We start from the raw sequence: 12,259 nt of genomic DNA on the forward strand, positions 1-12,259 counted from the left end.
GATATTGTTTGTTAGACAACTGCTATGTTAAATCCGAACTTAGAAGAAATAGAACTCTCTAAAGAAGAGTATCAACGGTATTCTCGCCATATTATCTTGCCAGAAGTCGGGCTAGAAGGTCAAAAACGCCTTAAAGCTGCTAGCGTACTTTGTATCGGTACGGGTGGACTCGGTTCGCCTTTACTACTCTATTTAGCTGCTGCGGGAATCGGACGCATCGGCATTGTCGATTTTGATGTAGTCGATAGTTCCAACTTGCAGCGTCAAATCATCCACGGAACTTCTTGGGTAGGGAAACCGAAAATTCAATCGGCCAAGGATCGCATTCTGGAGATTAACCCCTACTGTCAGGTGGACTTATATGAAGTCCGCCTCACCTCCGACAATGCCCTAGATATTCTCAAACCCTACGATGTCATCATCGATGGAACTGATAACTTCCCCACCCGCTATCTCACCAACGATGCTTGCGTCATCTTGAATAAACCCAACGTTTACGGTTCTATTTTCCGCTTTGACGGACAAGCGACCGTTTTCAACTACCAAGACGGACCTAATTATCGCGATTTATACGAAGAACCACCACCGCCGGGAATGGTTCCCTCTTGCGCGGAAGGAGGAGTTTTAGGCGTTTTACCTGGGGTCATCGGTACGATTCAAGCTACCGAAGCCATTAAAATTATCTTGGGCGTACCCCCAGAAAATACCCTCAGCGGGCGGTTGCTGGTGTACAACGCCATGAATATGACGTTTCGGGAATTGAGACTCAGACGCAATCCCAATCTGGCTCCGATTGAGAAACTGATTGACTACGAACAATTCTGCGGCATTCCTCAAGCAAAAGCACAGGAGGCGCAACAGCAGATGGAAATTTCAGAAATGACAGTTCAGGAGTTAAAAGCACTCATCGACAGTGGTGCAGATGGTTACGTTCTAATTGACGTTCGCAACCCCAATGAATACGAAATTGCCAAAATTCCAGGATCGATTTTAATTCCGTTGCCTGAGATCGAAAATGGTTCGGGTATCGGAAAAGTTAAAGAACTGGTCAACGGTCATCGCTTAATCGCCCATTGCAAGATGGGAGGACGTTCTGCCAAGGCATTGAGCATCCTCAAAGAAGCAGGTATTAAAGGCATCAACGTCAAAGGCGGAATTACTGCTTGGAGTAAGGAAATCGACCCCAGCGTCCCACAATACTGATTAAAATTTTGGGTCTTTTATCCTATTCCAATTAGGAACGGTTCGCCAACCGTTCCTAATTGCTGTTGGCAAAAGAATTTCTAGATAACAGATAAAAAATATTTTCTTTGTGATTTTTTAGAGTTGGGTCAGCAGCGCTACGATAATGCTCAAAGCCAAAATAATACCTACTATCGTCAAAACATCGCGAGTACGAGGTGTTGGGGGAACGCCATATTCTGTCATGACTAAAACTTGGCTCCTTTTTAGAAAACTATTGCGAACTTTTTATTAATATTCTGAGATAAATATAGATAAATACATCTATCTTGTGGATTATTTAAATCACAGTCATTTTCATAGTAATGGGAGATGAAATTTTTAGTTTTAAGGTGAAAGACAGAGGTTTTCTCCTTCTTTTGCTATACTCCATAAAAATTTAGAAATTTCAGAATTAAATTAATCTATATAAAGGAAGAGAAAGCCTATCCTTGCTGGTTTAGCTTAGGACAAGCTTTCGGGTTTAGGTTTATTAAAAATTAAGCGATCGCGATCGATCCCTTCAATTCAAATAATTTCTCGATCGCCTCTTCTACGATCTTATCTGGCGTAGAGGCGCCAGAAGTGACTCCAACGACGATAGAACCTTCTGGCAGCCAATTTTCTGTCACTTCTAAATCCTTACCCAGTGGTTTGTGTTCGATGCGATTGCCTGGACCAATACGAGCTGCACTGTCGATATGATAGGAGGGAATGCCGCGCTCGATCGCGATCTCTTGCAGGTGAGTCGTATTAGACGAGTTGTAGCCGCCGATGACCAACATCAAAGTTAAACTTTCTTCGACGAGGTTAAACATTGCATCCTGACGTTCTTGAGTGGCATCGCAGATAGTATTGAAGCTCATAAAATGCCGATCTAACTCCGTGGGACCATATTTCTTAAGCATGGTTCGCTCAAAAAGCTTGCCGATTTGTTCGGTTTCGCTTTTGAGCATGGTAGTTTGGTTGGCAATGCCAATTTGTTCCAAATCCCTGTCAGGATCGAAGCCTTCTGAATAGGCGTTTTTAAACTTCGTTAGAAATTCTTCTCTATTGCCGCCGTTGAGAATATAGTCGCAGACGTAATTAGCTTGTTCTAAATTGAGGACGACTAAATAGGTTCCTGCAAAAGAACTGGTCGCGATCGTTTCTTCATGATTGTATTTGCCGTGAATAATAGAAGTATAATTGCGTTTTTTATGCTTTTCGACCGAATTCCAAACTTTAGAGACCCAAGGACAAGTCGTATCCACAATCGTGCAACCTTTTTCGTTGAGCAGTTGCATTTCCGCGACACTAGCACCGAAGGCGGGTAAAATCACGACATCGCCGCTCTCGACAACGGAAAAATCTTTTTTGCCATCTACAACAGAAATAAATCCTACTTCCATCTCCCGCAAACGCTGATTCACTGACGGGTTATGAATAATTTCATTGGTAATCCAAATCCGTTCGGTGGGGAAGTGCTGGCGGGTTTCATACGCCATCGCGACTGCGCGTTCGACTCCCCAACAAAAACCGAACGCTTCCGCCAGTCGAATCGTAACCTCTCCCCGTTGCAGCCGATAGTTATTGTTGCGGATTTCTTGAATTAGATTGCTTTGATATTCGGTATTCAAAACCCCCATGACTTCGGCTTCGCGACCGAATCCCTTACGGTGGTAGTTTTCAGACTGTTGCAGCGATCGCTTAAAGGCTTTAGTATCCATGTTTTTACAAGCTATGTTCCCTTATTCTTAACTCATTGTAGAGGCGACCCCTAGCGATAACCAAATCCTGTAGAAGCGATCGCTCCAATCGATTTACAATTTTTTTATCCAATGAGAGAGTTTGAGAGAGCTATAAAACCCCGTCCTCATTTAACCTCATTCATGTTCATCAACAGTGCCACAAACAAATTCATGGTCATAGAGCTTAGTCCAGATAGCTTGAGCCGTGTGATGAAAAATCGTCGAGCACGGTTCTTAGAGGGGGAGGATATGGCGACATATTCCTCTCTACTCGACAAAGACATCGAGCGTAGCGAGGTGGCTTAAGTGGGGGAGGATGTCAAGAAAACTGGAATTGTTATTTTAGGGGTCGGACGCTGGGGTGTCCATTGGGTACGAAATTTTTTTCACCATCCCCAAGCCGAACTTCTTGCCATTGTCGATCTCTCTGCTCAAAGATTAGCAGAATGTCGCGAGAAATTTCATCTCGACGAGACGAAAGTAGTTCTCGCCAAGGATTGGGAAGCGGTACGACAGCTAAAAGGCATCGATGCAGTAGTCATGGCTACGCCTGCTTCGACTCATTATCCACTCATTGCCGATGCGTTACGGCTTGGCTATCATGTTTTGGCAGAAAAACCCCTTACCCTCGATCCGAGTGAATGCTTAGAACTGACGCGCCTTGCTCAACAACAACAGCGACAGTTATTGGTCGATCATACCTATCTATTTCATCCTGCCGTGGAACGAGGTCGGCAAGTAGCGCGATCGCAACAGTTAGGAGAATTGCGCTATGGTTATGCCAGTCGTACCCATTTAGGACCAGTCCGTCAAGATGTGGATGCTTTGTGGGACTTAGCAATTCACGATATTGCCATTTTTAATGATTGGTTGGGGCAAATTCCTACGCAGGTGCAGGCTAGGGGAAGCGTTTGGTTGCAAGAGGGTTTGCCGGATTTAGTTTGGGCGACGCTGATTTATCCAAATGGGTTTCAAGCCAATCTTCATTTGTGTTGGTTGAATCCCGACAAACAGCGACGACTCTGTTTGGTGGGAACGCAGGGAAGTTTAATTTTTGATGAGATGAACTTACAAGCACCGTTAATGCTTCAGCATGGCTATTTTCAAAAGCAAGGAGAAGGGTTTATTCCTGTCGGACAATCAAGCGAGGTGTTGGAAATCGAAGCGGCTGAACCGTTGAAAAAAGTTTGCGATCGCTTTTTGCAAATGATTCGTTCTCAAGAAACTTGTTCCCTTTCTTCTGGTTGGGTTGGCGCTCAATTAGTACAAGTTCTCAGTTGTTTGAGCCTTTCTCTACAACGACAAGGAGAGATAATTTTTGTGCCTCAGTTGCACCAGTGATGGTGCTTCGCGACGGATTCGGACATTATGAACCTTCGCCTTCAAAGTTAGCCGCCGCGCAGGAGGCAAGCGGAGCGTCCAAGCAGCGCCAAATTATTACTGATATTAAATCTGGTTGAACAAGCATAGTATTGGGTAGTGCAAGCATCCCGCTCGCGAGTAAGATGCTCGCACTACCTACTTATGCTTCTCCCCTCTCCCAAATAGGGAGAGGGGTTGGGGGTGAGGGCAATCGACTATTTCTGTCATTAATGAATGAAAAATGGTATTAGCACCTATTTTAAGAGGTTTGAAATCAGGAAGATATTTTTTCTTTTTCTCCTTGAAAGGAGAAGCTTGTACCCTCTTAAATTTTGAATTTTGAATTGTTTTGGAGAGATTGCCGAGCTAAACGCGATCGTGCTTAACTTGTATAAAGTTAATTCAATCGCGTTATAGATGAAAATCGATTTTATAACTCTGTTGGGATTAATAGCTGGAATTCTGACGACGCTTGCCTATCTACCGCAGGCGATCAAAACTTGGCAATCTAAATCGGCTGACGACATTTCCTGGAGCATGTTGATAATTCTCAGCGTGGGAATCGTGCTATGGCTAGTATACGGCGTTTCGATTCGCAACATCCCCTTGATTGTCGCAAATGTGGTGACTTTTTTTCTAACCTCTATAATCTTGGTTTTGAAAATTCGATACAAGAATGTTGTCTAGAAAGATCGAGGTTTGAATAGCGATTCGGAGTCAGCAAAGCTTTAAGAAGATCGAATAGCTGATTGGCAAGCAGCATCCGCTTGGCAACTGCTATCCTGAGTCCCAGGACGACAGGATTCTTGAATCAATAAAAAAATTTTTGATGCTTCCAATTAAAACCTATAACCAAGAGCGAATAAAGATCGATATTACTAAAGATACTTGCGATCGCATAGAAAATCACTATGGAAGTTTGGCTAAATTTATAGATAAATTACAGTCTTTCAATGTCACTTTGGAGAAGAATAGAGACGAATATAATATCAATCCCTATTCCGACAAACTCGGACAAGGAATTTATATCCTCGCTAAAGATAGTTCTGAATTAGAAATCTTTCCTCATGCTAGTCTAGCTTTCAAATGCTCTCAAGGAAAATTCTTGGCTGAAAATCTGAAAAAACAGTTTGACAGGAGCATTCAACTGTCTATTGAGTTTGAAACTAAACTCAATGCTAAAGAAAGAGCGATGCTGCAAATTTGTCCGGTTTATTTGCATTTTGAAACCAGCGCGATCGATGTCTTTTTTAAACAGATTCTCTTTATGCAAAATATTGAAGGCGGCGTAACATTAGGAGAAACAAAAACTGGTTTTAGTCTGGAATTCTGCCAAGTTTTTAAGATACCTAGTCTCGAAGAAATTCTTGTCAAGCCTCAGTTTAATTTACATCTATTACTAGATAAAGATCGTCAACGACAACTCTTAAAAATTCAAACAGTTTATCTGTTTCGGAGATTGTTATCAAAAGGAATTAGAATTTTTAGTTTAAATCAAAAAAATATTTTGCTCTCTCAAGATAAATATATAATTATCGATCCCACTATAGATTTTTTGAAGCCTATATCTCCACTTTATAATATCTTGACCTATCAACTGTGTACTCACATAGCATAAATTTTCGGAGCCCTGTTTCTTCATTCTTGCACTTACGCTTTACCCCACAAGAGAATTCATGACATTTATGGTGCCTTAAACCTCGATGCTGTTTTTGCGAGTCGCCGAACTCGAATCGAATGAGGATAGTTTATTTAAATTACCAGCAGATCTACAAAAATCAGTGTAATTACTGAGTTACGAGTCTCTGTATTTAATTTAAAATTCTATTTTAGATCTATCGATCGCAAACCTTACGAGTTCTGTTGGAACTGGGATGGATTCTTCTGCGCACCTGCAAACCGAATCAACCACCGCCAAACCAATGCCAGTAGTGCAAACTTGGAATTTGGGGAAAATATACCGCACAGGCTTTTGGCTCAATCAAAAAATTCAATCCTTAAAAAGCTGCTCTCTGTCAGTATATGAGGGAGAAACTTTTGGCTTGCTCGGACCTAACGGCGCGGGAAAAACGACTTTATTAAAGACGCTACTAGGCATAGTCCGCCCTACTACAGGACGCGCTGTATTACTCGATCGTCCCATAGGCGATCGCTGTGTCAAACAACGAATCGGCTATCTTCCCGAAAATGCCTATTACTACGATTATCTCACGGGGATAGAATTTTTACAGTTTGCCGCTGGCATCTTTCAAATCCCTGCATCGGTGCAGAAAAAACGCATTCCCGAACTTCTCGATTTGGTGGGATTAGATCGCAAAACTGCTCGCAAAAAGCAACTGAGACAGTATTCTAAGGGAATGCTGCAACGCATTGGCATGGCGCAGGCATTGATCAACGATCCCGAATTGGTCTTTTTAGACGAACCGATGTCGGGACTCGATCCGATGGGACGTTACCAAGTTAGGGAAATTATTCTCTCCCTCAAAAAACAGGGAAAAACTATCTTTTTTAATTCTCACGTCCTATCGGATGTCGAGCAAATTTGCGATCGCATTGCCATCTTAGCCAGAGGAGAATTAATTTGTATGGGTTCTCTCGATGAGATTCTCGGTAGAGCAGACATTTACCAAGTCGTCGTCAAGGGAGGCGATGCCGAAGAACTCAAGCAGTGGATTGATGAGTTAATCTGGGAAGATAGTTGCTGGCACGGTCATCTCAAAGGCGATCCTCAAGAATTTCTCGTTGCGATCGATAAAATGAATGCCCAACTTATTAGCATGAACCTAGCGCGTGCTTCCCTGGAAGAATTTTTTATCCGTCAGTTGAGAGAGCGAGGGATTACTTCTAGCCAGTAGCAACTAATTAGTCAGTTAACGGACATTGTGTTGTAATGAAAGGATAGCCGTTGCACAATTGTTGCTGTTTCTACAAACAAACCTTTGATGGAGACTAAAGCCATTGGCGAGCTTTTTCCTTTATTTATCGGCGCCAGTCCAGAAACGTTAGAAAGGCTTGTTTCTGTTGCCCAAAAACAGGACTACTCAAAAGATAGTGCCGTTATTACGGAATCTGCCTGGGGCAAGGCGGTTTTCTTTATTGTCTGCGGTTGGGTAAAAATCCGCTCTTTGTATGGCAATCGGGAAGTTACCCTAGAAATTCTTAGTCGCGGCAATTGTTTTGGCGAGATGGCAGTCCTCGATGAATCTCCTCGCGCTACAGAAGCGATCGCACTTTCTGACGTACGATTACTAAGTATTTCGGCTCAACGCTTCCTGCAAATGCTCCTCAAAGATCCCGCGCTGCATCACCGCATGTTACAGTTAATGGCACACAGAATGCGCCAATTGTACTATCGTTTTCAATTATATCGTCATCCTCCTAGATTTAAGCTAATTAAAACATTAATTTTTCTTGCAGAGAACTACGGTCAACCTACGGAAAAAGGTACTAAAATTTTAAATATTCCCCATCAAGATTTAGCCGATCTGGCAGGCATTAACTGTGAAGAAACGAGCCGACTTTTGAATAAATTGCAGGATAGAGGTTGGCTAGAAATCGAACCGAGCGATCGCGCTTTATACTTAACGAATATCAAACAACTCTATCACCTTGCCAAACAGTTATAAGCATGACCAAAGCGAATCTCATCCAACAGCAAAGCTCATCTTTAACTCTTCCTATTATTTCTTATGAGGTAGCCATGCCTCAACCTACCTCTCATCTCTTTGAGGTAACTTTACAAGTTGAAAATTGGCAATCTCCCACGCTCGATCTCAAAATGCCTGTTTGGACGCCCGGATCGTATTTAGTACGGGAATATGCGAGAAATATACAAGATTTTGTTGCCCACAGTAGCGACAAAAATCAGTCATTAATTAGTCGTAAAATTAGTAAAAATCACTGGCAAGTAAAAACCTCAACTTGCTCGAAAATAACTGTCTACTACCGGGTCTTTGCCAACGAACTTTCAGTCCGCACCAATCATTTAGATGCAACCCACGGCTATTTCAATGGTGCGGCATTATTCTTCTTTATTCCAGGCTTAGAAAAGCAGCCTATCGAAGTGACAATTTTACCGCCAAACCCCGATTGGAAAATAACGACTTCCTTACCTTCAGTCGCCGGAAAAAATAATACCTTTAAGGCACAAGATTTCGATACTTTAGTCGATAGTCCCTTTGAAATTGGCATCCATCGCCTCTACAATTTTGAAGTTTTGGGCAAACCGCATCAATTAGCCATCTGGGGAGAAGGCAATGCCAATCCAGAGAAAATTATAGAAGATACGAAAAAAATTATTGAGGTAGAAGCCAACCTCTATGGAGAATTGCCTTATGAAAAGTACGTCTTTTTACTTCATTTATCAAATAATGGTTTTGGCGGATTAGAACATCAAAATTCTTGTTCGTTAAATTATCCTCGCTTTGGGTTTCGTGCCAAGGATAAATATAATCGCTTTATCCAATTAGTCGCTCACGAATTCTTCCATCTGTGGAACGTAAAGCGAATTCGCCCAAAAGCTTTAGAAACCATTGATTACGAACGAGAAAATTACACGACATCCTTATGGTTTTCGGAAGGAACGACCAGTTATTACGACCTACTAATTCCATTACGGGCGGGTATTTATGATGATAAGACCTTTTTGGAGAATTTAGACAAAGAAATTACTCGCTTTTTAACTATTCCAGGACGAAAAGTACAACCTTTAAGCGAATCGAGTTTTGACGCTTGGATTAAATTATATCGCCGAGATGCTAATAGCGATAATTCCCAAATTTCCTATTATTTAAAAGGGGAATTAGTTTCATTATTGCTAGATTTATTAATTCGAGAACGCCATAATAATGCGCGATCGCTTGATGATGTTATGCGTCAAATGTGGCAGCAGTTTGGGAAAGAGGAAATTGGTTTTACTCCCGAACAATTGCACGAAGCGATCGAATCGGTGGCTGGAATAGACTTAAGCGACTTCTTTGAGCGTTATATTGATGGAACTGATGAATTACCCTTCGATAAATATCTCGAACCCTTCGGCTTGCAACTCAAAAGCATTCTAGAAGAAGATCCCTATCCGTATCTAGGCATGAAAGTACAGGCAGAAAACAACAAACAAGTCATTAAATTTGTCGAAGCCGGTTCTCCAGCAGGAGTAGCTGGAATCGATGCAGATGATGAATTGCTAGCGATAAATGGGATGCGAGTCACTGCCGAACTATTGAACGAACGACTCAAAGATTATCAAGCTGGTGATATCATTCAAGTTACAGTCTTCCACCAGGACGAACTGAGAACGCTTACAGTCCAACTAGCAACCCCCCAACCCAGTCGTTATGAAATTGTACGGATTGAGAATCCTTCAAATATTCAAAAACAGAATTTCGTTGGTTGGCTGGAAAGAGTTAACTAGGAATCCAAGATCCTTTCATCCAAAATCCAAAATGCAAACGATGCATAATTTCCTTCCCATTGCTTATTTTGAAAACCAATTTATTGAATTTGAAAACGCAAAAATTTCTGTTGCTACCCATGCCTTACATTATGGAACGGCAGCATTTGGCGGATTGCGTGGCATTCCCGATTCTCAAAATCCTAACCAAATTTTACTATTCAGATTAGATCGCCATTGCAAACGACTAAGCCAAAGTGCTAAATTTCTAAATTACGAAATACCAGCCGATAAAATTCAGCAAATTATAGTTGATTTTGTCAAGAAAAACAGACCTACAGTATCTTTTTATATACGTCCTTTAGTCTATAGTTCTGGATTAGGAATTGCGCCCAGACTTCATAATATTGAAAAAGATTTTTTGGTCTATGGTTTAGAAATGGGAGATTATTTATCTCCCGGCGGAATTAGCTGTCGCATTAGTTCTTGGTATCGTCAAGAAGATCGCAGTTTCCCTCTCAGAGGAAAAATTACGGCTGCTTACATTACTTCAGCTTTAGCCAAAACGGAAGCGGTAGAATCAGGCTTTGACGAAGCAATTTTAATGAACTCTCAGGGGAAAGTTTGCGAAGCAACGGGCATGAATATATTTATTGTCAGAAACGGACAATTAATTACCCCTGGATACGACCAAGATATTCTCGAAGGAATTACCCGAGATAGTATTTTAACGATTGCGAGAGATATGGGAATTCCAGTCGTAGAAAGACCCGTTGATAAATCTGAATTATTTATTGCTGACGAAGTATTTTTAAGCGGAACTGCGGCTAAAATCACTCCTGTTAAAAGGATCGAGAGATTTGAATTATCACCAGAGAGACCAATTACAGATCGGTTAAAAGAAAAATTAACGGCAATCGTAGAAAATAAAGATCCCGACTATAAAGAGTGGGTCTACATTATTCCCTTGGATTGAAATTAAATTTCAGAGTGTCATGAGTAGTAAAATTTTCACACCGCCAGAAGAAAAAATTACTTTGTCAGGTATTAGTTGGCAAACCTATGAAACTTTACTGAAAGAACTCAGCCATCGCCGCCTACGCCTGACCTACAATCGTGGCACTCTAGAAATTATGGCACCGTCCCCCGAACACGAACTGTATAAAAAAGTATTAGGTCGCTTCGTTGAAACTATAGCCGAAGAGTTGGAAATAAACATTTATCCCCTTGGTTCAACTACTTTCCAACGCCCACAATTAAGTGGTGCCGAACCTGATGAATGTTTTTATCTTCAAAACCCCTAACTTTTGCCAGCGACGACCCGATGTAATAACTTTAGCTGGCGCAATCGTAATTTTACCTTTTTTCTTTAGGGGTAATATGAATTCAAAATCTTCCATGATAGGAAGAATAGGAAAGCCTCCGATTTCCCGAAAAATAGAGGCTTTGAGAAAGATAGCTCGATCGCCATAGGGAAGAGAACAAAAGCGCGATCGCAAATTCACCATCCTCTCAACTAATCGTAAAGAGTCTAGATAAAGATTCTTGAACGTTTGCGGCTTCGTTTAAAACAGGAATAATGATGCTAATTTTAGTCATCTGACAGTTATAAAAAAATTGTAATTACTTTAGCGGTGCCCAACCAAAAAGGGAATCCTTACATCTAGCAGCCATCCAATAGGGAGCCAGGAACTTAAGTTCCTGGCTAATCGTGTAAGTCCACTTAAGTGGACTTTGTAAACGAGCTGGAGAACAGCAATCGCAGGCTAGCTGGGAAAGGGAACTTCTTGAACAAGAGAGGGAATCACGATTAGTTCTCCTTTAGTAAACTAAATTGGTTTTACGAGCGTCAAGCCGCACAGCGGCAATTCGTCGCTGCTCGCCCCCCGGTTGCGCGGCGGTTCGTAATTATTACCCCATGACTAAAGTCAGAGGCTTGAAATAAGGATTGAATTGTATGAGTTTTTCTTCTTGAAAGAAGAGCGGAGCCGGAGACGCTCCGCCTCCGGGCTTGTGTCCAAAAATTACGAACCGACGCGCACGCTGCACGAGCAACCCCCCTTATCAAGGGGGGACAGCAATGATTGTTCTCGACTTGTCCCCCCTTCCTTGGGGGGATAGCGAAGTGCTCCGAGCATCGATACGAATTACGAATGACGAATTATTTTGGTCACGCTAGGTCAAACAGCAAAATTTCCCCACCTACATCGGTGCTAATTTCAAGATCTCCCTCACCGTTGATTTGCACCCCGTCGCCTGCCCGAAGCGTTCGCCGTTTAAGGTGGCTATACCTTGGGCTATTTGCAGCCATCCGTAGCGACCTGGTTGAATCTGATACGCGATCGCGCTGCCCGGTTCTAGTATAGAAGCATAGAGACAGATATCTTGATGAATGGTCGCGCTGCCTTCTCGTCCGTCGGGAGATACGACATATTTTCTGTAATATTTTCCTTGAATCGAGTTTTTTATTAAACACAATTCTAAAGAGAAGTTTTTGATGAATTCGGAAAATCTTTTTAAAGATATAGCAAAATTGATATTAATTTTCAAAAATTGT

10 protein-coding genes and 2 pseudogenes are annotated in these 12,259 nt (G+C 41.9%); 9 read left to right on the forward strand and 3 right to left on the reverse strand.

What is annotated here, in order from left to right:
* Positions 1-24 precede the first annotated feature (24 nt).
* Positions 25-1,203 (forward strand): molybdopterin-synthase adenylyltransferase MoeB, encoded by a 1,179-nt coding sequence (gene moeB / locus NIES593_RS10225; protein WP_073599490.1) that lies wholly within the window; start codon positions 25-27, stop codon positions 1,201-1,203.
* Positions 1,204-1,721: 518 nt separating this feature from the next.
* Here the strand turns inward: moeB and NIES593_RS10230 are convergent.
* Complete coding sequence (locus NIES593_RS10230) at positions 1,722-2,930, reverse strand: 4-hydroxy-3-methylbut-2-enyl diphosphate reductase (protein ID WP_073599491.1); 1,209 nt, start codon at positions 2,928-2,930, stop codon at positions 1,722-1,724.
* A gap of 327 nt (positions 2,931-3,257) precedes the next feature.
* On the opposite strand from NIES593_RS10230, the gene NIES593_RS10240 reads away from it, so the two are divergent.
* The 8 genes and pseudogenes from NIES593_RS10240 to NIES593_RS10275 all read left to right on the forward strand — a co-directional run.
* Positions 3,258-4,292 carry a Gfo/Idh/MocA family protein gene (locus NIES593_RS10240; protein ID WP_073599493.1) on the forward strand — a complete coding sequence of 345 codons (1,035 nt, stop codon included), beginning with the start codon at positions 3,258-3,260 and terminating at the stop codon, positions 4,290-4,292.
* A gap of 438 nt (positions 4,293-4,730) precedes the next feature.
* A complete protein-coding gene (locus NIES593_RS10245) occupies positions 4,731-5,000 on the forward strand; it encodes a SemiSWEET family sugar transporter (protein ID WP_083602410.1) in 270 nt (89 codons plus the stop codon).
* 142 nt (positions 5,001-5,142) lie between these two features.
* A complete protein-coding gene (locus NIES593_RS10250) occupies positions 5,143-5,931 on the forward strand; it encodes a hypothetical protein (protein ID WP_073599494.1) in 789 nt (262 codons plus the stop codon).
* Between the two features lie 256 nt (positions 5,932-6,187).
* A complete protein-coding gene (locus NIES593_RS10255; protein ID WP_073599495.1) occupies positions 6,188-7,168 on the forward strand; it encodes an ABC transporter ATP-binding protein in 981 nt (326 codons plus the stop codon).
* A gap of 87 nt (positions 7,169-7,255) precedes the next feature.
* Positions 7,256-7,939, forward strand: a complete 684-nt coding sequence (locus NIES593_RS10260) for a Crp/Fnr family transcriptional regulator (RefSeq protein WP_073599496.1) — start codon at positions 7,256-7,258, stop codon at positions 7,937-7,939.
* Between the two features lie 2 nt (positions 7,940-7,941).
* Positions 7,942-9,723: a M61 family metallopeptidase gene (locus NIES593_RS10265; RefSeq protein WP_073599497.1), complete on the forward strand. Its 1,782-nt coding sequence runs from the start codon at positions 7,942-7,944 to the stop codon at positions 9,721-9,723.
* A gap of 40 nt (positions 9,724-9,763) precedes the next feature.
* The gene (locus tag NIES593_RS10270) at positions 9,764-10,678 is read left to right on the forward strand and encodes a branched-chain amino acid transaminase (RefSeq protein ID WP_073599578.1); all 915 of its coding nucleotides are present in this window, start codon (positions 9,764-9,766) and stop codon (positions 10,676-10,678) included.
* A gap of 19 nt (positions 10,679-10,697) precedes the next feature.
* Positions 10,698-11,000, forward strand: a pseudogene (locus NIES593_RS10275) (Uma2 family endonuclease); the annotation flags it as partial.
* On the opposite strand, the pseudogene NIES593_RS25510 reads toward NIES593_RS10275, so the two are convergent.
* Both NIES593_RS25510 and NIES593_RS10285 read right to left on the reverse strand, forming a co-directional pair.
* A pseudogene (locus NIES593_RS25510) lies at positions 10,992-11,231 on the reverse strand (TIGR04283 family arsenosugar biosynthesis glycosyltransferase); the annotation flags it as partial. The pseudogenes NIES593_RS10275 and NIES593_RS25510 sit on opposite strands and share 9 nt — an antisense overlap.
* 673 nt (positions 11,232-11,904) lie before the next feature.
* The gene (locus tag NIES593_RS10285) at positions 11,905-12,180 is read right to left on the reverse strand and encodes a pirin family protein (RefSeq protein WP_217651869.1); all 276 of its coding nucleotides are present in this window, start codon (positions 12,178-12,180) and stop codon (positions 11,905-11,907) included.
* Between the last annotated feature and the right edge of the window lie 79 nt (positions 12,181-12,259).

Source organism: Hydrococcus rivularis NIES-593, from assembly GCF_001904635.1.
GTDB classification, from domain to species: Bacteria; Cyanobacteriota; Cyanobacteriia; order Cyanobacteriales; family Microcystaceae; genus Hydrococcus; species Hydrococcus rivularis.

What these genes read in the sequence shown, in the direction of transcription:
- moeB (WP_073599490.1), top strand. Translation starts at nt 25, where the DNA reads ATGTTAAATCCGAACTTAGAAGAAATAGAACTCTCTAAAGAAGAGTAT.
- NIES593_RS10230 (WP_073599491.1), bottom strand. Translation starts at nt 2,930, where the DNA reads ATGGATACTAAAGCCTTTAAGCGATCGCTGCAACAGTCTGAAAACTAC.
- NIES593_RS10245 (WP_083602410.1), top strand. Translation starts at nt 4,731, where the DNA reads ATGAAAATCGATTTTATAACTCTGTTGGGATTAATAGCTGGAATTCTG.
- NIES593_RS10250 (WP_073599494.1), top strand. Translation starts at nt 5,143, where the DNA reads ATGCTTCCAATTAAAACCTATAACCAAGAGCGAATAAAGATCGATATT.
- NIES593_RS10255 (WP_073599495.1), top strand. Translation starts at nt 6,188, where the DNA reads ATGGATTCTTCTGCGCACCTGCAAACCGAATCAACCACCGCCAAACCA.
- NIES593_RS10260 (WP_073599496.1), top strand. Translation starts at nt 7,256, where the DNA reads ATGGAGACTAAAGCCATTGGCGAGCTTTTTCCTTTATTTATCGGCGCC.
- NIES593_RS10265 (WP_073599497.1), top strand. Translation starts at nt 7,942, where the DNA reads ATGACCAAAGCGAATCTCATCCAACAGCAAAGCTCATCTTTAACTCTT.
- NIES593_RS10270 (WP_073599578.1), top strand. Translation starts at nt 9,764, where the DNA reads ATGCATAATTTCCTTCCCATTGCTTATTTTGAAAACCAATTTATTGAA.